Source organism: uncultured Eudoraea sp. (assembly GCF_947260015.1).
Taxonomy (GTDB): domain Bacteria; phylum Bacteroidota; class Bacteroidia; order Flavobacteriales; family Flavobacteriaceae; genus Eudoraea.
The window spans coordinates 34,240-60,212 of sequence record NZ_CAMYOM010000031.1; the positions used below are offsets into that span (position 1 = coordinate 34,240).

The window sequence follows — 25,973 nt, forward strand, 5'->3', positions numbered from 1 at the left end:
ATCACAGCAAATGCCACATGAATGCTGGTATCTAAATAAAAATTAAAAATACGGCTCAACCACCCCATTAAACAAAAATAGCCAAACTGTTCATAACGCATCTTTTTCGTTAAAAACTTTAGGCTACTGCACATAGAAATAGATTATTTTACAAGAATTAATCCCTAATTTTGTTCACTATTATTTTAGCTTTAAAATCGGGAATTATGACCACAGACCTGTTTGCTTCAAGACATATAGGTATACGAAAAGAAGATCTGCCTAAAATGCTTAAAACCATTAACGCAGAAAGTATAGACCAGCTTATATATGAAACTATTCCCAGTGAAATAAGGCTTAAAAAACCTTTAGATCTTAGCAGGGAAATGAGCGAACATGAATTCCTGTCGCACATAAATTCACTTTCATTAAAAAACCAGGTATACAAAACTTATATCGGACTGGGATATAACGAATGTATTACTCCATCTGTCATTAAAAGGAACATTCTTGAAAACCCGGGATGGTATACAGCTTACACGCCATATCAGGCAGAAATTGCACAAGGAAGATTGGAAGCCTTATTAAACTTCCAAACCATGATTTGCGATCTTACTGGGATGGAGCTATCCAATGCTTCGCTTTTAGACGAAAGTACTGCAGCTGCCGAAGCGATGACCATGCTTTTTGACGTCAGAAACAGGGAACAAAAGAATAATGAAGCCGTTAAATTTTTTGTTTCCAATGAAGTAATGCCACAGACCCTATCGCTATTGCAAACCAGATCAAAACCCCTTGGAATTGAATTGATAACCGGAGATCATGAAGCATTCGAGTTTGGTGAAGGTTTTTACGGTGCTCTTTTGCAATACCCCGGTAAATATGGTCAGGTAAATGATTATAAAAGTTTTGTTCGAAAAGCCAGGGATAAAGAGATAAAAGTAGCTGTAGCTGCAGATATACTTAGTTTGGTTTTATTAACCCCGCCTGGTGAAATTGGAGTAGATGTAGTTGTTGGAACCACACAAAGATTTGGAATTCCTTTGGGCTATGGGGGCCCGCATGCTGCTTTTTTTGCCACGAGGGAGGCTTTTAAAAGAAATATTCCCGGAAGAATAATAGGGGTTACGAAAGATACAGATGGTAATCAGGCGTTGCGTATGGCTTTACAAACCAGAGAACAGCATATTAAAAGAGATAAAGCAACATCTAACATTTGTACAGCACAGGTTTTACTTGCAGTGATGGCAGGGGCTTATGCAGTTTATCATGGGCCACAAGGATTAAGGTATATAGCGGGTAAAGTTCACTATAATGCAAAGGTATTAGGTCAGTTGCTTGAAAAACAAGGATTTGAACAATTGAACACTGCTTTTTTCGACACTATTAAGGTGCGGATTCCGGATAGCAAATCCTTAATAACAAAAGCTGAAAAAATTGGTATAAATTTCAATTATATTGATAATAATACCGTTTCTATATCGGTAAATGAGGCAACAAGCAAAGACGATATTAAACAAATTTTGAATTGCTTTAGTGAATTGACTGAATCCAAAGAAATTTATTCTATAGATGAAAAAACAAAGGATGTTATTCCGCATTCGTTAATACGCAATACACCCTTCCTCGAATATGAGGTCTTTAATTCATATCATTCGGAGACGGAATTGATGCGTTATCTTAAAAAATTAGAGCGCAAAGATCTGGCATTAAATCATTCTATGATTTCACTGGGTTCTTGTACTATGAAATTGAATGCTGCAAGTCAAATGTTGCCTTTGAGTATGCCTGCCTGGGGAAACATTCATCCATTTGTGCCCGTTGAACAGGCGGAGGGTTATCAAATAATGCTACGGGAATTAGAAAGAGATTTAACTGAGATAACAGGTTTTGCCGGTACTTCTCTGCAACCCAATTCCGGTGCACAAGGTGAGTACGCCGGATTAATGACCATAAGAGCATATCATGAATCCAGAGGTGAGGATCATCGAAATATTTGTATTATTCCTGCATCCGCACATGGTACTAATCCGGCTTCGGCTGTAATGGCCGGAATGAAGGTTGTTGTAACCAAAACAGATGATCGGGGAAATATAGATATACTGGACCTACAGGAGAAAGTAGAAATGCATTCAGAAAATTTGGCGGCATTGATGATTACATACCCTTCAACACATGGAGTTTTTGAATCCTCCATTAAAAATATAACACAACTTATTCACGATCATGGGGGGCAGGTTTATATGGATGGTGCTAATATGAATGCACAGGTAGGATTAACAAATCCGGCAACCATTGGGGCTGATGTTTGCCATCTTAACCTTCATAAAACATTTGCTATCCCACATGGAGGTGGCGGACCTGGAGTAGGGCCTATTTGTGTTGCGGCGCAATTGGTTCCTTTCCTCCCTGGCAATCCGGTAATAAAAACTGGTGGTGAAAAAGCAATTACGGCAATTTCAGGGGCTCCCTGGGGCAGTTCTTTGGTTTGTTTAATTTCTTACGGCTATATTAAGATGCTGGGAAAAGCCGGCTTAACCGAATCCACAAAAATTGCTATTCTTAATGCTAACTATATTAAGAATAGGTTGAGCGGTAAATTTGATGTTCTTTACACCGGGGAACAAGGGCGTGCAGCGCATGAAATGATCCTGGACTGCAGACCATTTAAACAAAACGGAATAGAGGTTACTGATATCGCCAAACGATTGATGGACTATGGTTTTCATGCTCCAACAGTATCTTTTCCTGTAGCAGGGACCCTTATGATAGAGCCTACAGAAAGTGAAAACCTTGATGAATTAGATCGATTTTGTGATGCTATGATATCAATCCGAAAAGAAATTGATCATTCTTCATCAGAGGATACAAATAATATATTAAAAAATGCCCCCCATACTTTGCATATGGTGACTAATGATTCTTGGGACTTCCCGTATTCAAGGCAAGAGGCTGCATTCCCATTGCCATACGTCTTCGAAAATAAATTTTGGCCCAGTATTAGAAGGGTTGATGAAGCCTATGGAGATCGTAATTTAATATGTACCTGTGCTCCGATTGAAGCATATATCGAAGCATAGTATATAACCTATATACAGTGATATGAAAGGTTTCTTTGAAGCTTAAGAATTAAATTTATGCTGTTTGATTCTTCTGAACATCGTAATTGACTACTATGCCAGCATAGTACGATAGATTTTTTTATTATTTTGCTAAAAACTATGTCAACTCCCTAAAATATGAGTATTGGAATTAGCGGCACAGGGTGTTTTATTCCGTCGATCACTACTCAAAATAAAGATTTTGAGCACCACAATTTTCTTACGAGTGAAGGAACTCCCTTTGCCCATACGAACGAGATTATCATCGAAAAGTTTAAGGCAATAACGGGTATTGCGGAAAGGCGCTATGCCAAAAAAGAACAAAATACTTCAGATATAGGATTCTTTGCAGCCCGGAATGCTATTGAAAATGCCGGAATTGATGCTGAAGAATTGGATTATATCATTTTTGCGCACAATTTTGGAGACGTAGGCCATGGGCAATCCCAGAGCGATACCGTACCCAGTTTAGCAACAAGAGTAAAGCATCTCCTCAAAATTAAAAATCCCAATTGTGTTGCATATGATATGTTGTTTGGATGTCCGGGTTGGATTGAAGGAGTAATTCAGGCAAATGCTTTTATTAAAAGTGGTATAGCAAAAAAATGTCTGGTAATTGGGGCTGAAACACTTTCCAGGGTAATTGATCAGCACGATCGGGATTCCATGATTTATTCAGATGGTGCCGGAGCTTGTATAATTGAAGATTCTGACAATTCCGGTGAGATTCTTGCACATACCTCAGCTACATATACCGATGAAGAAGCATTTTATTTATTTTTCGGCGAATCATTTAATAAGTCCTGTACCAACAAAACTCAATATATTAAAATGTACGGGCGTAAAATTTATGAATTTGCGCTAAATCATGTTCCAAATGCCATGAGGATTTGTTTGGAAAAAAGTGGAATACCAATTGAAAATGTAAAAAAAATATTTATTCATCAGGCAAATCAAAAGATGGACGAGGCTATTGTAAAACGATTATACAAATCTTATAATGTGGAAATCCCTGAAGGAATAATGCCAATGAATATTCGTGAAATGGGAAATAGTTCCGTAGCAACGGTTCCCACCTTATTTCATATGGTTAAAACCGGAAAAATAGAAAATCAGCAAATAGAAAAAGGAGATGTTGTTATCTTTGCCAGTGTTGGCGCAGGTATGAACATCAACGCCATAGTCTATAGATGCTGAAAATATGTATGAAAAAACTTTTCCGGGTAAAAGGTATAAAAATACACTTGCCTTTCTTCAAAAGCATATAACTACTCAGGAAACTATTTTAGATTTGGGAATTACCAACCCATTCTCTGAAATCATGAAGCAACATGGCTTTAAGGTTGAAAATACTGCCGGCGAAGACCTTGATTTAGATTTTAACTTTATACAGAATTCGAATGCCGATGTCGTCACTGCATTTGAAATCTTTGAACACCTGCTGGCACCTTACAATATTTTGAGAGAGATAAAGGCTGATAAAATTGTTACCAGTGTTCCATTGCGACTTTGGTTTGCTTCAGCGTACAGGAGTAAAACTGACCCCTGGGACAGGCATTATCATGAATTTGAGTCCTGGCAATTTAATTGGTTGCTTGAAAAAGCTGGTTGGGAGATAAAAGATACATTTAGCTGGGCTAATCCTGTTAAGAAATTTGGTCTTAGACCTTTATTGCGAACTTTTACTCCCCGTTATTACATTGTTTATGCCGAACGAAAAAGGATTCCCGAAAGCACTAGATTTATTGCACCGGAATAATTATAACTTACTATAGTGAATTATTATATTGTAATCTGTGCACATAATGAAGAATCATACATAGCAGCCACGCTAAATGCTGTTCTATCACAAACCATGCAAGCGAAGAAAGTTTTGGTTGTGAATGACAATTCCACAGATAAAACCGAAACTATTATAGATGAATTTGTCTTAGGAAACAACCATATTTTAAAAGTTAACAGATCTTCATCTACCCTTCATATGCCCGGGGCTAAAGTTGTGGAAGCATTTAATGAAGGGTTTAAACTGTTAGACAACCAATACGATTTTATTGTCAAACTGGATGCCGATATTATACTCCCGGAAAACTACTTTGAAAAAATATCAGAACTAATTAATTCAGATCCCAGGGCCGGCATTTTAGGTGGGTTTGCTTATGAACAAGATACCAAAGGGCAGTGGAAATTAAATCACCCTATGAATAAAGATCATGTTCGTGGTGCTTTTAAAAGTTATACCAAAGAGTGTTTTAATGCTATAGGTGGATTAAAAAATTCCATAGGCTGGGATACCATAGATGAGCTATTGGCTCAGTATCATGATTTTAAGGTTATTACGGATAATTCATTAAAAATAAAGCATTTACGACCTCTGGGGGCATCCTATAACAAACAGGCCCGTTATCTGCAGGGTGAGGCCATGTATCGGATGCGCTATGGTTATTTGATTAGTTTTATTGCCTCAATTAAAATTGCATTTAAAAGAAAAAAAACGAGTTTATTTACAGACACTTTAAAAGGCTATGCAATCGCCAAAAAAAAGAATCTTCCCTTTCTGGTTTCTCAAAAAGAAGGCGAATTTATTCGCAAACTCAGACGGAAAAATATTCTTAATAAATTATTCTAATATCTGAGTGATAGGGCTGCCGGTAGCTCCGTTAGGAAATGCAATCCCTAATAAAATGGCTATGGTAGGTGCAATATCGGGGATTTCTGTTCTAAGAGCTGTTGAGCCCGGTTTTATACCTTTTCCATAAAAAATAAGTGGTGTATGGGTATCATAAATCTGAGCAGATCCGTGTGTGGATCCCGTTTTGCTATAATCAATAATTCCAGGTTTCGGCACCATTAATATATCACCAGAGCGTTTCATGTTATATCCGTTTTGAATAATGTATGGAATTCCGGTCGTGTACTCATTATTTTGCATTTGATATGCGGTGTACACCTTTTCAAAGGGTTTGTAAGACAGCAATTCACTTGCCAAAGCCTCCTGGACTTCCTTTAGTTTTAGATCTAAATTTTGAATAATCTTATGGTCAAGAAAAAGCTGGTTGTTAGAATAATTTTTAATTAAATCTGCGGAACCATACTTATACTTAATAAATTCTCCTAGTTCTGATTGTATTTCAGTTCGATTAATATATCCGGCTGGTATTTTTTGATCTTTCAAATAGGCAGGAACATTAATTGCTCCATGATCTGCAGTAAGAAAAACGGTATATTCTCCAGCTCCCACTTTGGTATCGAGATACTTTAATATTCGTTCCAAATCACGATCCAAACGTATGTATGTATCCTGTATTTCCTTCGAATTTACACCAAACCAATGTCCAACATAATCTGTACTTGAAAAACTAATAGCTAAAAAGTCTGTTATACTGTCCGTACCCAGCTCCTCCTCTTTCATTGCTTCTATAGCAAAATCAGTAGTAATACTATTTCCAAAAGGTGTAACCTTTAGCAAATCATATTTACTATTCTTATCCCATAAACCTGGAAGATCATGCGGAAAAACAGGAATGCTTTCGCCTGTGTACAGCGCTTCATAGGTATTATTATCGGGTCCGCTTTCGTCATAAGAATTAATATCCTCAATAGTGTTCCAGGGCTTCTTGTATTTCTCAACAGCATTAGAAGAATTAAAATCTACGACCCATGCAGGCAAATTCTCCATATAATAGTTACTGCTGATCCATTTGCCTTCACCTCCACCGAGGAACCAATAAGCGGCATTTGCCGAATGACCTCCTGGAAGAACAGCACCCCTATCTTTCAAAGCAATGGCTACAACTTTACCCTTCATTTGTGTGTGTAATCGCAATTGATCGGTAATTGTGGTAACCGTCATTCTATGAGGTGACATCTTTCCTGCATCTGAAATCGCTCCAACTGTGGCCACAGAATCATCGGATGCACAATAGACTAGTTGATCAATTTCCTTATCATACCAGTTATTTCCTATAATTCCATGTATTGCCGGAGTAGTACCTGTGTACACAGATGCGTGTCCCGGGCCTGTGCTGGTAGGTGAATAATTAAAATGGTTATTTTTACAATTAAAGCCCTCATTCACCAGGCGTTTAAAACCACCATCCCCATAATGGTTCCAAAAACGTGTCAGGTAATCATAGCGCATTTGATCAACGACAATACCAACAATCAACTTCGGAGTGGTTTTTAGGGGAGCAGAAACTTGTATTTTAGCAGATTCTTTGGTTCTTCGTTGACATATGACGTCCGAAGAATTTAAAAAGAACCCAATTAATAAAATAGATGTGAAATAGCTTTTGGAAAACATTATATATAAGTTCTGGTTTAAAAATTCCTAAATTAAGTTTTAAAATTTTAAATGAAGGTTAAATGAAGGCTAATATTACTATTTTTACAGCTGGAAGTATCGCATAGTTTTATGAATTATATCTCATCAATTGGCAGCTATTCCATTATGGTTCGCGAGGTTTTTAAAAAACCTACAAAGTGGTCAATAATGAAATCTTTAATTTTAAAGGAAATTGATGAACTAATTTTTGGTTCAATGGGGATTGTGATTTTTATTTCTGTTTTCATTGGAGGTGTTGTGGCCATTCAGACAGCATTAAACCTTACAAATCCATTGATCCCTAAAGACCTGATCGGATTTGCTACCAGGCAATCGGTTATACTCGAGTTTGCCCCTACATTTACGTCAATCATCATGGCTGGTAAAGTGGGGTCTTATATTACCTCCAGCATAGGTACCATGCGGGTAACAGAGCAGATAGATGCATTGGAAGTTATGGGGGTAAATTCCCTTAATTATCTGGTTTTTCCTAAGATAATTGCAATGTTATTTTATCCTTTTGTAATTGCTATATCCATGTACGTCGGAATTTTTGGAGGGTTAATTGCTAATTCTTTAGGGAATTACAGTACATCTTCTGAATTTATTCAAGGCATACAATTAGATTTTATTCCTTTCCATGTAACCTATTCCTTTATTAAATCTATTGTATTTGCATTTATAATTGCTACTGTCCCTTCATTTCATGGCTATTACATGAAAGGTGGTGCCCTTGATGTTGGTAAAGCAAGTACAACCGCTTTTGTTTGGACCAGTGTGGTGATCATTATATCTAACTTTGTTCTTACACAACTTTTGTTAGGCTAATGATAGACGTAGAAAACTTAAATAAATCGTTTGGAGATACCCAGGTATTAAAGGGTATAACCACTTCTTTTGAAAAAGGAAAAACCAATCTGATTATAGGTCAAAGTGGCTCGGGGAAGACGGTATTTATGAAATGTCTTTTGGGTTTAATTGAGCCAGATGAGGGAACAATAAGTTATGACGGCCGAATGTTTTCGAAATTGTCTGGAAGAGAAAAACGAGATTTAAGACAAGATATGGGGATGGTATTCCAGGGTAGCGCATTATTTGATTCCATGACCGTTGAAGAAAACGTCATGTTTCCTATGGATATGTTTACTAATCAATCCCGATCGGAAATGGAAGACCGGGCAAATCTTGTACTAAAAAGGGTTAACCTCATTGATGCACATAAAAAATACCCTGCAGAAATTTCGGGAGGTATGCAGAAAAGAGTTGCTATTGCCAGAGCTATAGTAATGAATCCCAAATATTTATTTTGCGACGAGCCAAACTCAGGCCTTGATCCAAATACAGCGATCTTAATTGACAACCTGATTCAGGAGATCACAAAAGAATTTGACATTATTACAGTAATTAATAGCCATGACATGAATTCTGTGATGGAAATTGGCGAAAAAATAATCTTTCTTAAAAATGGTGTTAAAGAATGGGAAGGCACCAATAAGGAAATCTTTAAAACAGATAATAAAGCAATAACTGATTTTGTGTATTCCTCAGAGTTATTTAAAAAGGTTAGACAAATGTATATTGAAGAGCGAAATTAGTCTGCTTCTACTTTACACGGACTTTATTGTCATTCAATCGCAACTTTAACCATTTACTTAGTTTTTGAGTATCCTCTTTAATATCTTTCTGCTTTGCATCTTTTTTCCAGACTACTTCGAAAATTGGTATTGTATCAATCTTTGTAAAATCAGTTGTTATTCTATAAGCAAACCCTAGGCTGTCGAGATTCTCAAAATTGGTTTTAGCTTCGGCACTGATCTGTTCAAACGGAATTTGTTTTGTGGTAAGTTTACTCATTTTAGCTAATTCAGTTTCCAGAAAGTCTATTCGCTCATCTTTATTTAACAATTCGGCCTTCTTAGATTCATATAATTCATTTATATAATTAAATTTTATTTCAGAATCGTCTCTTCCCCCTTGAACAACCTTTAATTCAGTATCTTTTAGTCTGGAAAATGTGTTTTTTTGTACATTCCAACTGGCGATAACATTATCAGGTATAAGTTCATCTCCCATACAAACTAATTCAATATAAGAACCACTTTTCCTGTTATAGTTAATCTCAGTAAGATTATCCAAATATCTTCCCCTATCCTTAAACCTATATACTTCAATAGTCTGCTTAATTAAATCCTGAGCCTGTCTCATATATCGGGATTCCTGCCAAACATTGTAAAAGGTAATTATAGCGGGAATCATAACCAAGAGGGCAATTAAAGTAGCAATCCTGGCAAAAAGTCGTCTCTTCTTCGAATTTATATATTTGACCATTGGAAAACGGAGGAGCTTAAGAACAATCACAGTGGCAACGGCAATAAAAATGGTGTTGATAATAAAAAGGTACATAGCCCCGGTTGCATATTCCCAATTGCCAATTGCGAGTCCAAAACCTACCGTACATAAAGGCGGCATTAATGCCGTTGCAATAGCCACCCCAAAAATTACAGTGGCCACAGTTCCTTTTTTTGCCCTCGCTATTACCAAAGCGAAACCACCAAAAAATGCGATTAGTACATCTCTGATATCCGGTTCCGTTCTAGCCAATAGCTCAGAGGATTCATCTCTTAACGGAAAAAATTCAAAAAATAAATATGCCGTAAGTATACTAAAGCCGACCATAACAGCAAAATTCTTCAAAGAACGTCTTAGCGTATCAATGTCATTTATTGCAATAGACATGCCCACACCTAAAATTGGACCCATCAGGGGAGAAATAAGCATGGCCCCAATTACAACAGCCGTAGAATTTGCATTTAAACCAATTGAAGCTATGAATATTGAACATATTAGTATCCAAACCGTATGCCCTTTAAAAGATATGTCGGCAATTATAGCTTGTTTTGTAGCTTCCTGATCAGTATCCTTACGTATGTTTAAAAGGCCCGAAAGAAATTTTTTGGTGCTTCCTAAAAATCCCTGAAAATCTTTTTTAGCTTGGTCACCGCTGAGCTTCTCATCAGCATCGGATAATGGGTTTTCATTAAAATCTTCATTCATAATTAAATGTATTGGTCTCCAAATCGCTTTTTAACTTCTGCCAAAACACTTTTAATAGATTGTTCTTTGGATTTGGGGTAAATCATCAGTACTTCTTCTTTGTCAACAATTATATAATCCTTTAATCCATCAATAACAGCAATTTTATCTTTTGGCAATCGAATCATATTTCCCGAAGCATCCTCACTTAAGACTTTGCCGTTAACAATAGCATTGTCATCTTCATCTTTCTCAAGTTTGTGATATAACGAGCCCCAGGTACCCAGGTCATTCCAATCAAAAGTAGCGGGAAGAACAAATATTGCCCTGGCTTTTTCAAGGATGGCATAATCTATTGAGATATTATCCGCTTTTGAATAATTTTTATCGATGAATTCTTTTTCCCCCCCGGTATTAAATATATCAAAACCGGAATTGAACAACTCATATTGCTCCGATTGAAATTCCTTGAACGCTTTTAAAATGGTTTTGATGCTCCAGATAAAAATGCCGGCATTCCAAAGAAAATTTCCTTGTTCTAAAAATCCCTTTGCTGTTTCATAATCCGGTTTCTCTCTAAATTGATTGACTGCAAACAAGCCTGAACTTGTTTTTTGTGATGCTATTTGTTCAAATTCGATATAACCAAATCCGGTATTAGGGAAAGTAGGCTTTATTCCAAGGGTGCATATTACTTCTTCCGCTTCACATTTATCAAAACAACTCTTAACATTGAGTTCAAATGCCTTTTCATCTTCTATCCAATGGTCACTGGGAGCCACAATCATTAATCCCTCGGGATTCATTTTTTTTATTTTCAAAGCCGCATATAAAATACAGGGAGCGGTATTTCGCATTACAGGTTCCAAAATCACCTGATTTGAGCTTATCATAGGAAGCTGTCTCAAAACAAGGTCATTGTACCTTTCATTAGTAAGAATTAGAATGTTTTCTTCAGGTATAAAATTGTTGAGACGACTAAAGGTTTTTTGTAAAAGTGTAGCACCGGCACCCAACATATCATGGAATTGCTTTGGGAATGCAGATGTACTAACCGGCCAAAACCTGGAACCCACTCCCCCAGCCATTAAAACCGCATAATAGTTTTTGTTTTTTTTCATTTATTATTCATTTATTACTACCTCAACTTCCGCATGGGGTTGAAACAGGAATATCCTTCCCGATGAGATTTCAATACACTCGTATCTTTTTACTTTTCTTCGCCCCTTCTTAAATAACTTTCCATTATATAACTTAAAAATACTTCCTGAAGGTAATTCAAAAACTTGAATTTTATCAGTAGGAATATCATAAGCTTTTAGAGCCATAGACAAATCAGAATCTGTAGTGCTACTGGCTTTAGGGTTTCTAAAATGTTTTGCAAGGATTGGTAAAAGAGAAGTTGGAAATATTTCCGGTCTAATAAATGGAAGCATTAGGTACTGAAAAGTCCGCTTCCATTCCATACCATGAGGTTTTATTCTCCTTCCAAATTTTTCAAAAGCTACCAAATGTCCAATTTCGTGAATAAGCGTTATTAAAAAACGATATTTATTTGGCGTGGCATTAACGGTAATTTGATGCGAACCATTAGGCATTAAACGATAATCTCCATGTCGGGTTACCCTCTGCTTCACTATTTTTAGGTTTACACTATTTGCCTTTATGAGTTCAAGGCAAGGTGTGACTGCATTCTCAGGAAGGTATTTTAACAATGTTTCGTTCATTGAAGTAAAAATAGTTTTTATTGTTTTTAGCCTTGCAATAAAGACCCTTTTTTCCATAGAAAAAGGGACAAAATAAATTTAAAAGAACGAAAAAAAAAAAATTAAATCAAGGAGTAGTGCTACTTACCTGTAATAGCTTCCCGTTGTAATAGCGCTGACCATTTAATGCAAAATCCATTATATAATGGGCCATATCCTCTGCAGTTATAGGTGCTTCATAACCGGGAAAAGCCTCTTCTAACATTTCCGTCTGGACTGCTCCAATTGCCAACACATTGAACGAAGGGCCCGTTTCTTTATATTCTTCAGCCCATATTTCGGTTAGTGTAATAACCGCGCCTTTACTTGAACTATAGGCCGAAAGCCCCGGGAATTTGAGGCTACCTTGTACACCTCCCATAGAACTAATGGTTACCACATGCCCCCCAATGGTCATTTTTGGAATAAGCAGTCTGGTAAGTTCTGCAACACCGAATACATTTACCTTATATATTTCTTCAAATTCATTCCTGCTTGTTTGGAGAAAAGGTTTGTTCAATAATTGTCCGGCATTATTAATTAGAATATCTACTGTTTTCCAATTGTCATTTAGGAAATGTTCAACCTTCTCCAAATCTTTATCATCGCAAATATCAAAAGGAAATGCAGTAATATTAGCTTCATTTAATTCCTTAATTGGTTTGTCATTTCTGGAAAGCGCCAAAACCTTATGTCCACTTTGGGCAAAAAGACGGGCCAGTTCGTATCCAATACCCCTGCTACACCCTGTAATTATAACATTAGCCATTTAATAATATTTTATTTCTTTTTCGGGGGAATTTGAAAATCCTTCCAATACAGGAATCATATTATTTATTACCTGAGTCATATGTTCAAAATCCATTCTGTCCACCTCATCACCTACTTTGTGGTAGAAATTAAAATTAGTGAAATCGAAAGTACAATAGGTCTGTGAAGGAATATTAAACTCATTGTGAAAAGGAAAGTTATCCGATCTTTGAAAAAGGCCAAACTCTTTGGCCGTGGGTAAGAAGCCAACCAAATTTTTATTCGCATATTTATTAGTTTGCTCTGCCAGATTGGATTTATCATAACCTGTGAGATACACCATATAGTCCTTATCCACCATAGGAACACCTGTCATCTCAAAATTAAGCATCAGATAAAGATTAAGGTCTTCTTCCTTTAATTTTTTGGCCAGATGATTGGATCCTATTAAACCTTTTTCTTCGGCACTAAAGAGTGCGAAGATGAGACTTCTTTTATTACTTTTAAAAGTTCCAAAATACCTTGCCAGTTCCAGTACTGTGGTTGTCCCGGAAGCATTGTCATTCGCGCCATTAGCAATGGCATCTCCATTTTCTGCTGTTAGTACACCGATATGATCATAGTGCGCTCCAATAATGATATATTCATTTCGGAGTTTCTTATCGGTTCCTTTCAGAACACCAACAATATTGTAAGCCGGCTTTTGAAAATTGGTTAATGTATCCTTAAAAGTCCTGAAATACGGCTTTATTCCATTTTGGACAAAGATGTTTTCTATAAATTCTGCAGCTTTTTCTATCCCTTCACTTCCAGAATCCCTGCCTTTTAAGTCGTCTGATGCCAAAAAGTTCATTATTCCGAGAACTCTGGTGCTATCTGAAAATTTACTATTTCCTGTTTTCTTTACCGTAGTAGTTTCGGTTTCCTTAGCATTGTTCTCCACTAAAGTACCGCCCAAATTTCCTTTAAGCCCGTCAGGGCCGGAAGGGGGATTATTAGATTGGGCTTTTTTTAACGAACCACAAGCCGTTAAAAAAAATAGTACTAGAAGTAAAATTATATGCTTCATTTGTATTCTAAATAATAGAAGGTACCCTAAGTACTCCGGATACCTTATTTTATGTATTAAAAGACTGTACTTCAAGAAATAGATTTTAATTTATCAAGCTAACATAGTAACCGGATTCTCCAGAAAGTCTCTTAGGGTCTGCAAAAACTGAGCCCCTGTAGCACCATCTACTGTTCTATGATCACAGGCCAGGCTAATCTTCATTGTATTTCCAACAACTATTTGTCCGCTTTTTACAACTGGCTTTTCAACGATAGTGCCCACTGAGAGAATGGCAGAATTAGGCTGATTTATTATTGATGTAAATTCAAGAATACCAAACATCCCCAGGTTAGAAACCGTAAAAGTGCTTCCTTCCATTTCGGCAGGAGTTAATTTTTTAACTCTGGCTCTACCTGCCAAATCTTTAACCGAAGTACCAATCTGCGTTAGGCTCATCTGATCAGTGAATTTTAATACGGGTACTACCAAACCGTCATCTACCGCAACAGCTACACCAACGTGAATATGCTGATTATATCTGGTAGTATCCCCATTCCACGAGGTATTCACCTGGGGATGTTTTTTAAGTGCCATAGCACAGGCCTTGACCACCATATCATTAAATGAAACTTTGGTGTCTGGAAGACTATTGATCTTTACTCTTGAAGCCATGGCATTATCCATATCAACCTCAATCATCAAATAATAATGAGGCGCCGTAAATTTAGATTCACTCAAACGTTTGGCTATTACCTTACGCATTTGAGAGTTTTTCACCTCTTCAAAATGTTCTTCCCCAATTGTAAGGACTTGCGGAGCAGTTACCTGGCTCTCTGGAGCTGTTTTGGTTTCAGTGACCGCAGCAGGAGCAATAATCTTCTCAGACGGTACGAAATTTTCCACATCTCGCTTAACAATCCTACCATGATCTCCGCTACCCTTAACAGTCATTAGATCTATTCCCTTTTCCGTAGCAATTTTTCTTGCTAATGGAGAAACAAATACCCGTTGTCCAGAATTTATTGGTTTTACCTCTAGATTATCTTGATTTGTTGCTTCCTGAGGAGCTTTTTTCTCCGTCTCCGCAGTCGAAGCTGTTACGGTTTTTGAAGAAGGTTTGGACTGCAATACTGCCTCAACATTAGTCCCGGCCGGACCAATTACAGCCAATACTTCGTCAACAGCTGCCGTTTCGCCCTCCTTTATCCCTATATAAAGAAGTTGTCCTGAGTAGAAGGATTCAAATTCCATCGTTGCCTTATCAGTTTCAATCTCAGCCAGTATATCGCCCTCTTCCACTTCATCTCCTACTTTTTTTAACCAGGCAGCAACAGTACCTTCTTCCATAGTATCACTTAGGCGCGGCATTTTAATAATCTCGACGCCTTCAGGTATTTCACTTGAAATATTATTTTCCGCGATTACCGTAGATTCTTCTGTTTTCTCTGGAGTATTTGTGTCTTCCGTAGTTTCAACTTTATTATTTAATGTTCCCTGGTTACCGTTTAACAAGGACGAAATATCTTCTCCTTCGTCACCAATTATGGCCAATAATGTATCAACCGGTGCACCATCTCCCTCAGCAATGCCAATATGCAGCAAGGTGCCTTCGTGAAATGATTCAAATTCCATGGTAGCCTTATCTGTTTCTATCTCAGCTAAGATATCTCCCTCTTCAATCTTATCACCAACATTTTTTAACCATTTTGCAACGGTACCTTCTTCCATGGTATCGCTTAATCTGGGCATATTTACTACTTCTGCCATTTACTTATAATTTGTGTTTTACAAAGGGATAGTCTTCTTGTTCATAAACCATATCATAAAGCTGTTCTACTGGAGGATATTCAGACTCTTCCGCAAATTTCTCACATTCTTTCACAAGATTTTTCACACTATCATTAATTGCTTTAATTTCCTCTTCAGTGGCGTATTTTTTCTCCTTAATAACATCAAGAATCTGAGAAATAGGATCTATTTTCTTGTATTCTTCTACCTCATCTTTAGTCCTGTAGTGTTGAGCATCAGACATTGAATGTCCTCTATATCGATATGTTTTCATTTCCAGGAAGGTAGGTCCACCACCGCTTCTTGCTCTTTCTATTGCCTTACTCATTTCCTCCGCAACTGTTAATGGATCCATTCCATCAACGGGAGCACAAGGCATTTCATATCCCAGACCGAGTTTCCAAATATCTGTGGTATAAGCAGTTCTTGCTACGGAAGTTCCCATCGCATAACCATTATTTTCGCAAATGAAAACGACCGGTAATTGCCATAGCATGGCCAAATTAAAGGTCTCGTGCAGAGAGCCTTGTCTTACCGCGCCATCACCCATATAGCAAAGAGTTACTGAATCTCTTTTAAAATATTTGTCGGCAAAAGCCAATCCGGCACCCAAAGGTATTTGCCCTCCAACAATACCATGACCCCCATAAAACCGATATTCTTTTGAAAAAATATGCATGGAACCACCCATTCCCTTAGAAGTACCTGTTACTTTACCAAATAATTCAGCCATAACCCTTCTTGGGTCTACACCCATTCCTATGGGTTGAACATGGTTCCTATAGGCTGTAATCATCCTATCTTTTTTAAGGTCCATTGCATGTAAGGCGCCTGCTAAAACAGCTTCCTGACCATTATAAAGGTGCAAAAATCCGCGAACTTTTTGTTGAATATATAAGGCAGCCAGTTTATCTTCAAACTTTCTCCAGAACAACATTTCCTCGTACCATTTTAGGTATACCTCTTTGGTAACTTTCTTCATCAATTAATTTTATTTATTGTGTACTTGTTTTTTGCTGAAAAATTCAGATGTGAATAGTTCAGGAATATCAAGGAAAAACAAAAATACACATTAAATCAATAGTGAAAAAAAAATGATTAAAAAGGTATAAATCCAATATAAAAAATGAATTTATGCCTAAATCTAAATTCTTAAAGAGGATTAAAAAAGATTATTTTAAGTAGGAACTTCCAAATGCCAAAGGCAGGATATCTTCTAAGGCTCCACATTTAAATATTTTACCTGAAACCCCCATCATTAAAATAGAAATTGGTGAATTTTGTTTTTGTTCATATTCAGCAATGGCCTGCCTGCAATTTCCGCAAGGCGCTGCAGGTCTGTCTACTTTATGGGTTTTAGATGATGCACTAATGGCAATTGTTTTTATTCCAACTTTGGGATATTTTGCACCTGCCTGGAAAAGTGCTACCCGCTCTGCACATAATCCTGAAGGATAAGAGGCATTTTCCTGATTATTACCAATCACGATTTCTTCATTAGCTAAAAGGACTGCTGCCCCGACCATGAATTGCGAATATGGAGCATAGGCATTTTCTCTGGATTCCACCGCAATTTGCATGAGTGCTTTTTCGCTTTCGGAAAGCTCATCCAAACTATCAAAAACCAATAAATCAAAGGAAATCCTGCGTTTTTCCATAAAATGAGATTAATGTCCAGGCTAACCGGAGTTAAAACTAAATGTACTTTATTTTAGATAGTTGTGCAAAACTGCTACTTACCTAAATAAAAAAAACCTGTCCGAGGACAGGTTTTTTTAAATTTATAATCATGTTTAATCATTATAGAATTCTTCCCCTAAATTAAAGGTTAGCGCGAATCGTAACGTATTTTCAAGAGGGTTCTTCACTTTTGAAGTAGAGAAAAGGTAAGAAAGATCTATCTGAACCGATTTGAATTTAAATCCGGCTCCAACCGTGAAGAATTGTCTTGATCCTTTAAATTCACTTTCGTGAAAATATCCTGTTCTAAACATAAAAGCATTTTGATAGGCGTATTCAGCACTGAATGCCCAGGTTACTTCCTGAAGCTCTTCACTAATTCCATCAGGTGCGTCTCCGAATGACTTGAACACACCTTCTAACCAGCCAATCTCCTGATAAATATCATTATCTTCAGAATCTATTACCCCATCCCCATTAAAATCCTGAGGAGTTGGCACCAGGAGTTTGTTGAATTCCAAATTTAAACCCAATACATTATCCTGATCAAATATAAAATCAAAACCTCCGCCTATACCCAGGTTTGAAGGTAAAAAATTGGTTTGGCCACCTTCATCATATTGTATTTTACCTCCAAGATTTGAGATATTAAAGCCAGCTTTCCATCTTCCATCAAAACTATTATAGGCTATTTCTCTGGAGCGAAAATAACCGGCAATATCTACTGCAAATGAACTAGCGGCTTTGGAATCCACGCCTCCAATTTCCTGTAATTTAAGATTTGAATTGATATATCTAGCCGCAATAGCCATTGAGAATTTATCACTAAGCTTCAGTGCATAAGAACCATCTATTGCCAATTCATTGGGTTTGGCTATTGTGCCCGGGTCTCCGGCAAATTGTCTTAATTCAATTTCACCTAACGTAAAATAACGCAAACTGAATGCAAAAGCACTCCTGTCGTTTAGTTTATTATAAAAACTTCCGCTTAACAAGGATACATCTGTAATAATACTTTCCAAATAAGGGGTATAACCTAACCCTATCCCCATCTTTCTTTCCGCAAATGCAAACTTAGCAGGGTTCCACTGCTGCGAAAATGCATCAACCGAAGTGGAAACGCCCATATCTCCTAAGCCACCAGATCTTGCGTCTGCGGCTATAGTTAAAAATGGAACTGCCGTGGTTATTACCCTATCCTGCTCCTGTGCAGAAATTTTGAACACAAAGGCAAATAAGGCCAGAATAACTATTTTTTTCATTTTTCTCATTTAGGTAGTATTAGTGCAAAAATGTGAATAATTATGTAATATCTATCATATTATTCGTTGAATACTTGATTAGTAACGAGCATTTGAAAAATATCTTGTATAAAGAGGTATATAAATTTTGAATTTTAGGTAATAATTCGATGAAAATAGTCAAAATACTTAAATAGTTTAAAATACATTTAGTCAGGAAAGTTAAAGTGCTAAGCTTCTATAATCCCTGTTAATGCAAAAGAATTGTTTCTATCCATACTATATTATGTATTGTGCCGTTATCAAAATGGAGAAGCTCCTAATAAATCTTGCCTGTGTAAATGGGCAAAAATATTTTCGGAACTATAAAATATTATGTAATTATCATCGTTTTATAAGCCGAAAGCGACACAATTTTATTTAAATATTCTATCAAAATGCGAAAAATGCAGTTTGATATTGAACTTAAGTCCTAAATACAGATGAAAAAACAGTTGATCAAAGTTGTACTATCTTGTGCAGTGATAATGGGAAGTTTTACATTTAATAGTTGTAAAAAATCTTCCTCATCATCATCAAAAAATGTTTCAAGAGCAACAGGCTGGAAAATAAACTCCAAAGATGGTGGTTTTCAGTACAATACCGACTTTAAAGAACAAGAAACGGGTCCGGGACTTGTTTTTATTGAAGGAGGTACATTTACTAAAGGAAAGGTCCAGGATGACGTAATGCATGATTGGAATAACACTCCTTCATCACAACATGTACAATCCTTTTATATGGATGAAACTGAAGTAACCAATTTAATGTATGAGGAGTACCTTGATTATCTTAAAGCGGTTTACCCGCCAGAAAACCCAAAATATGCCAATATCTATAAAGGCGCTCTCCCCGATACTTTGGTATGGAGAAACAGATTGGGTTTTAATGAAACCATGACCAATAATTACCTCCGCCACCCTGCATATGCAGAATATCCGGTAGTTGGTGTGAATTGGATACAAGCAGTTCAGTTTGCAGAATGGAGAACGGACAGGGTAAACGAAGCAATGCTGGAAAAAGAAGGTTATTTGGCTCAGAATGCAAAATATGAGGCAATGACCGGTGAGGTGGAAGGAACTTTCAGTACTGAAGCCTATCTAAACCGTCCAGAATCTGTATATAACGGACAAATAGATTCATTACAAGGCAAAATGAAAAAAGATTCTGTTTCCAACTTTGCCACAAGAAGTACTGGTATTATTATGCCTGCATATAGGCTGCCAACGGAAACCGAATGGGAGTATTCAGCAGCTGCATTACAAGGTACAAGAGAATATAATAATTATAGAGGTAGAAAAAAATATCCATGGGAAGGCGATTATACAAGAAATGGCCAACGAGTGGGAAGAGGTGATCAGTTAGCAAACTTTAAGCAAGGAAAAGGTGACTACGGCGGAATTGCTGGTTGGTCCGATGATGGTGCTGATATTACCGCTGAGGTAAAATCATACAAACCCAATGACCTTGGTCTGTACGATATGGCAGGTAATGTTGCAGAATGGGTTGCCGATGTTTATCGACCAATTGTGGATGACCAAATAAGTGATTTCAACTACTATAGAGGTAATATTTACATGAAAACGGCGATAGGTGAAGACGGTAAGGTAAATATTCTGCGAGATAGTATAATTTTTGATACTTTACCTAATGGAAAACTTGTAGCTGTAAATCTACCCGGAGAAATTAAAATGGTAGCTGTTGATGAAGAGGAAACCTATTTAAGAACCAATTTCTCAGAAAGTGATAACAGAGCCTACAGGGATGGTGATGCCGGATCATCCAGATTCTTTGACCGATTTGCGGGGGATGATGATGACGATCCAGCTCGAAAGATGTATGATTCTCCGGAACACAAAGTAGAGCGTGATTCTGCCGGACAAATAATTCGCGAGTATGACAAAAGTAACAATAGGTCGACACTTATAAATGATGAAGTCAGGGTTTATAAGGGCGGTTCTTGGAGAGACCGGGCATACTGGTTAGATCCTGCACAGCGTAGATTTTTACCACAATACATGGCCACAGATTATATCGGATTCCGATGTGCCATGTCCAGAGTTGGATCTAAAGCAAAGACTAAAAATAAAACCGTTAGAGGCAAAAAAGCCAAATAGTTTTATATGCAGAATATGAATTGAGCCCTGATGTTAGCATCGGGGCTTTTTTATATATTTGTTTTATGACAATTGAGAAATTGCACCACCTTTTTTTAAAGTATCCTCAGGTCTCCACAGATACCCGTAACATTCAACCTAATTGTATATTCTTTGCCCTGAAGGGTCAAAATTTCAATGGCAATAAATTTGCATCTGCAGCCATTAGGAATGGTGCGACATATGCTATTGTTGACGAAGCAAAGTATGTCAAGGGTGAAAACATTTTATTAGTAGATGATGTTTTGGAAACCCTTCAACAATTAGCTAGTTATCACAGGAATTATTGTAAAGCAAGGGTTATTGGGCTTACAGGGAGTAACGGAAAAACAACAACAAAAGAATTAATATTCGCTGTCTTATCGAAAAAATATAACACTATTGCCACGAAAGGTAACTTAAACAACCATATCGGGGTACCCCTTACGCTGCTTACCATTAAAGCGGATACAGAATTTGCCATTATTGAAATGGGTGCAAATCACTTAAAAGAGATCGAATTTTTGTGCAATATTGCGCAGCCTGATTGTGGATATATAACTAATTTCGGGAAAGCACATCTGGAAGGCTTTGGAGGTGTAGAAGGAGTTATCAAAGGTAAAAGTGAACTCTATAATCACTTAATTGCTAATAAGAAATTTATTTTTCTTAATGCAGACGATGCTATTCAATTGAAAAAGTTAAGTAATTACCCCAGTAAATTTGGATTCAGCTCTTCTGATCATAACTACTTCAGGATAAATTATTTAGGGGCACATCCTTTTGTAAAGCTGGAATCAGAAAATACTGAAATTAACACTCAACTAATAGGTAGTTATAATTTTACCAACTGTTGTGCAGCATTGTTGATAGGGAAATATTTTAATGTTCCAATGGAGGATATTAAAAATGCAATTGAGGCCTACCTACCACAAAACAATCGTTCACAGATTATAGATAAGAAAGAATATCGCATTGTTCTTGACGCCTATAATGCAAATCCGAATAGCATGGAAGCAGCTTTGGAATATTTTAATACTCTTCCCGGGAAAGGTAAAGTTGTTTTTCTAGGGGATATGTTTGAATTAGGTAAAGACGCAAAGGTGGAACATCAAAAAATTGTTGATCTGGCTTCAGGAATGAATTTTGATAAAGTCTATCTCGTAGGGCAAAATTTCTGTAAAACGCATTCAAAATTCACAAAATATGCAACTTTTGATGACTTAGCTAGCTTCCTTAAAAGTAATAAGTTAAAAAAAGGTAATCTCCTTATTAAGGGATCCCGGGGCATGGCCCTGGAAAGAATTCTGGATTATCTTTAAACATGAGGGTAAAAAATTTGTGTATTCCACCCTCAGATAATTTATTAACTATACATCAGTTCTTTCAATTACTATATGCAAAGAAAAAAGATCAAAAATTGCTAAGCTGGCAATCAATTACCTCTCACTTCCTGAAACCAAAAAAACGTCTAAGAAAGTTTTTATACTAAAAAAGGGCCATCTCTGGCCCTTTAATTGAATTATACTTGACTAAACTATTTGTTAACGTACTGTCTTGTTGCAGACCAGTAAGCACTTCTGGTGTTTTTTGCGTTGGAAAAGAAGGTAACCCTTGTTGACGCAACTGGTGTCTGATTTTTAAAAGTTCTCATAATTTTTTATTTTATTTTTATTACTATTAGCTATGTTGTAAATATTAATGTTATACTATTCATAATTTATTGTCTATAAATAATTTACAGGACAAATGTACTGTCCAATTCGCCCCCTCACTACAACTAGATGTTCTAATATATATGGTATATTAACCGTTTTTTAGCCTTATTATGATATAGGAGTTAATATTACACATATATGGGATAATTCTGTAACTATGGACTGCAATTGGTACTCATCAGATTTTGAAAGAATTTATTGAGCACGGATTCCCGTGCACCTATGTCAGAATTCGTGAAGAAAGTCAGGTCTTTTCTGGTGAAGAACAACCAGTCATATATAAAATGTCAACTATGTTGTAAACTAAATATTTTAACTCCTTTAAATATAAATGTTACGATATCTATTTGTGGAGTGTATTGGATTAGCTAAAAAAACTCGCTGATCCAAATTCAGGCCGCTGCTGCAAATAGGGCCGAGCGCCCGCAAAAGTTCCAGTGGACCTTTTGCAGAGAGGAGCCAGCTGGTGTGATGGCGAGGGAAGGCCTTACAAACTTCGACTCGAAAGAATAGGCTTTCTTTCCGGTAATACAAAAACCTGAACCAAAAGGCGCGGATTTTCTGCTTGATGTGGAGTGTATTGGATTAGCTAAAAAAACTCGCTGATCCAAATTCAGGCCGCTGCTGCAAATAGAAAATCAAAACCGGTTTTTACCGGCATTGATATTTTATACATGCAAAACTCAGGAACAAGTTCCCTGTTTAGCAGGTATAAAAAATCCACGCGAACTTGCGTGGATTTTCTGCTTGATGTGGAGTGTATTGGATTCGAACCAACGACCCCCGCCCTGTCAAGGCGGTGCTCTAAACCAACTGAGCTAACACTCCAAGTTTAATTTTAACGAGCCGTTTCTTAAACCACCTGCTAAAAGAGGCTGCAATATCGTAAAATTATCGGGATCATCCATAAATTATAATGCTGGAACACTAAGAAGAAACATTTAAACGCCATTTTAGTTTCAGGTTTATAAGTGTAACTAATTAATGTTTAAATATGAATAAAGTGTGCTATTTTTATTCATATTAAATTTTTTCAAAATGAAGATCATTTCTTGGAATGTAAATGGTATCCGGGCCATCGTTAAAAAAGAATTTTTTGAAACTGTCAATGTTTTGGATCCTGATATCCTTTGTATTCAGGAAACTAAGGCACAGGATATTGAAGTAGAGAAAGCCTTATTGCCCTTAAAAGGGCATCATCTTTATTGTAATTCCGCAGATAAAAAAGGATATTCGGGGACAGCCATCTTAAGTAAATCTACACCTAGTGCTGTCAGTTTGGATATGGCTATGTCAGAACATGATTCGGAAGGAAGAATAATATGCGTTGAGTATGCCGCTTTTTATTTAATTAATGTTTATGTGCCCAATTCGGGCCAGCAACTAGCCCGATTGCCGTATCGAAGCCAGTGGGATGAAGACTTTCTTAAATATTTAAAAGAAAAAGAGAAAATAAAACCAGTAATTGTATGTGGTGATTTCAACGTTGCTCATCGTGCTATCGACCTTAAAAATGACAAATCAAACTACAACAAAACGGCGGGATATACGCAAATAGAAATCGATGGGATGGACAATATCATTAATTCAGGTTTTGTAGATTCATTCAGACATCTAAACCCGGATAAAATAGCCTACACTTACTGGAGCTATCGTTTTAAAGCCCGTGAGCGAAATACGGGATGGCGAATAGATTATTTTCTTATAAGTGACTCCATAATGCCCAAAGTAAAATCTTCAAAGATTCTACCCGAATTCTTTGGTTCTGACCACTGCCCTATTTTACTGGAAATAGATTTATAATCCCTTAAATTCCGCCATTTTTTTTCCTTAGTAATTTCACCAATTTCCCTACTGTAAGCCCCTGGACTATTATAGAAAATATTACTACAACATAGGTCATAACCAAAAACAATTCCCTGTGCATTTCCTGGGTTAGACCCAGTGCCAGGGCAATAGATATAGCTCCGCGTAATCCTCCCCAGGTCATTATAAGATTGGTATTGGGAACAAAATCAAGACGGGTTTTAAACACATTTACAGGCATAATCAAAGAGGCATACCTGCAAATTAAGACAATGAGTATAGCCATGAGTCCGGCCAGCACAAATTCTGGCTCCAGGTCTAAAACCAATAATTCCATTCCTATTAGGACAAAGAGTATGGTGTTTAAAAGAATATCTATCAGCTCCCAAAACTTGTCCACATAAACTTCTGTAAGTTTAGACATTGCCTCCTGCCTTGCTGTATTTCCACCTACAATCAATCCTGCAACTACCATCGCTAAAGGTGCAGAAATGTGTAAATATTGGGCAATAACCGTACCTATCATTACAGCTGCTAAGGTTATAATGACTTCAATATCGTAATCGTCTATAGACTTCATCAGCTTAAAAGTTATCCAGCCCAATAAAGCCCCGAAAAGTAATCCCCCCCCAACCTCGTGAACAAAAAGAGTAAGAACACTAGTAAGAGAAAAGTCTCCTGCGCTTCCATTAGCCAGTCCGAAAATCGTCAGAAAAATTACGACCCCAACACCATCATTGAAAAGTGATTCCCCCACAATCTTGATTTCCAGCCTTTTAGGCACATTGGCTTTTTTTAAAATCCCCAAAACTGCAATAGGATCTGTCGGGGATATTAGGGCCCCAAAAAGAAGGCAATTAATAAATTGTACATCTAATCCTATTCCCTGTAGCATAAAATACACGGCTATTCCTATGAGAAAAGTAGATACGAGAACGCCAAAAGTAGCAAAAACCAGGATAGGCCATTTAAGTTCTTTTAGCTTTTGCAAATCGGTATGCAGGGCCCCTGCAAAGAGCAAAAAACTAAGCATAATATCAAGTAAAACAGATCTGAAATCTATATGTGTTATGATGTAGCGCTCGGCGTTTAATAAGGTATCATCAAAGTAACTCAGCGCAAATATCCCAAGCGTAAATAATATGGTAATAACTGTAAGCCCTATTGTGTTTGGAAGCTTAATGAACCTTACATTGAGATAACCAAAGGCTGCAGATATAAATACAAGTATACTGGTAATGATAAAGTAATCCATAGGACACGAATATATTCAAATTCCCCATAATTTATAAATCTGTACCCAATTATTAGCTCGTGATAACCTTAAGATAATTTGAGTGCACAAAGAAAAACTTTAAGTTCTCCTAAAATTTCTCTTCAAGGTTCTCCAGGTCTTCGCTGTGGATTTGAACAAATATTGAGTGCGACTGATCAAGATCATTCCGGATAGCAGATGTACTGATTACCTTCGCAACTCAAATAATGTTTAACCTAAAATCTAATATTATGACACTAGTTAAATTTAAAAAAAGGGCAAGACCTTTTGGAAACCTAATTACTTCTGATTTTTTTGATATGGAGAATTT

Annotated in this window: 20 protein-coding genes and 1 tRNA gene; 9 read left to right on the forward strand and 12 right to left on the reverse strand. The window is 36.8% G+C overall.

The window, feature by feature from the left end:
* The first annotated feature begins 206 nt into the window (after window positions 1-206).
* The 4 genes from gcvP (at window position 207) to Q0X66_RS12400 (ending at window position 5,706) form a co-directional block, all read left to right on the forward strand.
* On the forward strand, window positions 207-3,059 hold the full coding sequence (gene gcvP, locus Q0X66_RS12385) for an aminomethyl-transferring glycine dehydrogenase (protein ID WP_297706832.1): 2,853 nt from the start codon (window positions 207-209) through the stop codon (window positions 3,057-3,059).
* A gap of 159 nt (window positions 3,060-3,218) precedes the next feature.
* Window positions 3,219-4,277 (forward strand): 3-oxoacyl-ACP synthase III family protein, encoded by a 1,059-nt coding sequence (locus tag Q0X66_RS12390; RefSeq protein ID WP_297706834.1) that lies wholly within the window; start codon window positions 3,219-3,221, stop codon window positions 4,275-4,277.
* Between the two features lie 4 nt (window positions 4,278-4,281).
* Window positions 4,282-4,839, forward strand: a complete 558-nt coding sequence (locus Q0X66_RS12395) for a methyltransferase (RefSeq protein ID WP_297706836.1) — start codon at window positions 4,282-4,284, stop codon at window positions 4,837-4,839.
* Window positions 4,840-4,854: 15 nt separating this feature from the next.
* Window positions 4,855-5,706 (forward strand): glycosyltransferase family 2 protein, encoded by an 852-nt coding sequence (locus tag Q0X66_RS12400; protein ID WP_297706838.1) that lies wholly within the window; start codon window positions 4,855-4,857, stop codon window positions 5,704-5,706.
* Here the strand turns inward: Q0X66_RS12400 and pafA are convergent.
* Window positions 5,698-7,380, reverse strand: a complete 1,683-nt coding sequence (pafA, locus tag Q0X66_RS12405) for an alkaline phosphatase PafA (RefSeq protein WP_297706840.1) — start codon at window positions 7,378-7,380, stop codon at window positions 5,698-5,700. The two genes, Q0X66_RS12400 and pafA, sit on opposite strands and share 9 nt — an antisense overlap.
* A 111-nt stretch (window positions 7,381-7,491) precedes the next feature.
* On the opposite strand from pafA, the gene Q0X66_RS12410 reads away from it, so the two are divergent.
* Together Q0X66_RS12410 and Q0X66_RS12415 are read left to right on the forward strand one after the other, a co-directional pair.
* Window positions 7,492-8,229 (forward strand): ABC transporter permease, encoded by a 738-nt coding sequence (locus Q0X66_RS12410; RefSeq protein ID WP_297706842.1) that lies wholly within the window; start codon window positions 7,492-7,494, stop codon window positions 8,227-8,229.
* Complete coding sequence (locus Q0X66_RS12415; RefSeq protein WP_297706844.1) at window positions 8,229-8,996, forward strand: ATP-binding cassette domain-containing protein; 768 nt, start codon at window positions 8,229-8,231, stop codon at window positions 8,994-8,996. The genes Q0X66_RS12410 and Q0X66_RS12415 overlap by 1 nt, the downstream gene beginning before the upstream one ends.
* A 7-nt stretch (window positions 8,997-9,003) precedes the next feature.
* Here Q0X66_RS12415 and Q0X66_RS12420 read toward each other — a convergent pair whose 3' ends face one another.
* From Q0X66_RS12420 to porV, 9 genes are all read right to left on the reverse strand, one after another.
* The gene (locus Q0X66_RS12420; protein ID WP_297706846.1) at window positions 9,004-10,455 is read right to left on the reverse strand and encodes a TIGR00341 family protein; all 1,452 of its coding nucleotides are present in this window, start codon (window positions 10,453-10,455) and stop codon (window positions 9,004-9,006) included.
* 2 nt (window positions 10,456-10,457) lie between these two features.
* Complete coding sequence (locus tag Q0X66_RS12425; protein WP_297706848.1) at window positions 10,458-11,555, reverse strand: mannose-1-phosphate guanylyltransferase; 1,098 nt, start codon at window positions 11,553-11,555, stop codon at window positions 10,458-10,460.
* A 3-nt stretch (window positions 11,556-11,558) separates the two neighbouring features.
* Window positions 11,559-12,161 (reverse strand): SprT-like domain-containing protein, encoded by a 603-nt coding sequence (locus Q0X66_RS12430; RefSeq protein WP_297706851.1) that lies wholly within the window; start codon window positions 12,159-12,161, stop codon window positions 11,559-11,561.
* A gap of 106 nt (window positions 12,162-12,267) precedes the next feature.
* Window positions 12,268-12,948 (reverse strand): SDR family oxidoreductase, encoded by a 681-nt coding sequence (locus Q0X66_RS12435; protein WP_297706853.1) that lies wholly within the window; start codon window positions 12,946-12,948, stop codon window positions 12,268-12,270.
* The gene (locus tag Q0X66_RS12440) at window positions 12,949-13,998 is read right to left on the reverse strand and encodes a M28 family peptidase (protein WP_297706855.1); all 1,050 of its coding nucleotides are present in this window, start codon (window positions 13,996-13,998) and stop codon (window positions 12,949-12,951) included.
* Window positions 13,999-14,091: 93 nt separating this feature from the next.
* Window positions 14,092-15,747, reverse strand: a complete 1,656-nt coding sequence (locus tag Q0X66_RS12445) for a pyruvate dehydrogenase complex dihydrolipoamide acetyltransferase (RefSeq protein WP_297706857.1) — start codon at window positions 15,745-15,747, stop codon at window positions 14,092-14,094.
* A 4-nt stretch (window positions 15,748-15,751) separates the two neighbouring features.
* The gene (gene pdhA, locus Q0X66_RS12450) at window positions 15,752-16,750 is read right to left on the reverse strand and encodes a pyruvate dehydrogenase (acetyl-transferring) E1 component subunit alpha (RefSeq protein WP_297706859.1); all 999 of its coding nucleotides are present in this window, start codon (window positions 16,748-16,750) and stop codon (window positions 15,752-15,754) included.
* A 190-nt stretch (window positions 16,751-16,940) separates the two neighbouring features.
* The gene (gene cdd / locus Q0X66_RS12455) at window positions 16,941-17,426 is read right to left on the reverse strand and encodes a cytidine deaminase (RefSeq protein ID WP_297706861.1); all 486 of its coding nucleotides are present in this window, start codon (window positions 17,424-17,426) and stop codon (window positions 16,941-16,943) included.
* Between the two features lie 135 nt (window positions 17,427-17,561).
* Window positions 17,562-18,710, reverse strand: coding sequence for a type IX secretion system outer membrane channel protein PorV (porV, locus tag Q0X66_RS12460; RefSeq protein WP_297706863.1), 1,149 nt, complete (start codon window positions 18,708-18,710; stop codon window positions 17,562-17,564).
* Window positions 18,711-19,171: 461 nt separating this feature from the next.
* On the opposite strand from porV, the gene gldJ reads away from it, so the two are divergent.
* Both gldJ and murF read left to right on the forward strand, forming a co-directional pair.
* Window positions 19,172-20,845 (forward strand): gliding motility lipoprotein GldJ, encoded by a 1,674-nt coding sequence (gene gldJ / locus Q0X66_RS12465; protein ID WP_297706865.1) that lies wholly within the window; start codon window positions 19,172-19,174, stop codon window positions 20,843-20,845.
* Window positions 20,846-20,910: 65 nt separating this feature from the next.
* The gene (gene murF, locus Q0X66_RS12470; RefSeq protein WP_297706867.1) at window positions 20,911-22,185 is read left to right on the forward strand and encodes a UDP-N-acetylmuramoyl-tripeptide--D-alanyl-D-alanine ligase; all 1,275 of its coding nucleotides are present in this window, start codon (window positions 20,911-20,913) and stop codon (window positions 22,183-22,185) included.
* 1,149 nt (window positions 22,186-23,334) lie between these two features.
* On the opposite strand, the gene Q0X66_RS12475 is transcribed toward murF, so the two are convergent.
* Window positions 23,335-23,409 (reverse strand) — tRNA-Val (locus tag Q0X66_RS12475).
* Between the two features lie 210 nt (window positions 23,410-23,619).
* Here Q0X66_RS12475 and Q0X66_RS12480 point away from each other — a divergent pair.
* Window positions 23,620-24,384: an exodeoxyribonuclease III gene (locus Q0X66_RS12480; RefSeq protein ID WP_297706869.1), complete on the forward strand. Its 765-nt coding sequence runs from the start codon at window positions 23,620-23,622 to the stop codon at window positions 24,382-24,384.
* Between the two features lie 4 nt (window positions 24,385-24,388).
* Here Q0X66_RS12480 and Q0X66_RS12485 read toward each other — a convergent pair whose 3' ends face one another.
* Window positions 24,389-25,642, reverse strand: coding sequence for a sodium:proton antiporter (locus tag Q0X66_RS12485; protein WP_297706871.1), 1,254 nt, complete (start codon window positions 25,640-25,642; stop codon window positions 24,389-24,391).
* Window positions 25,643-25,973: the final 331 nt, after the last annotated feature.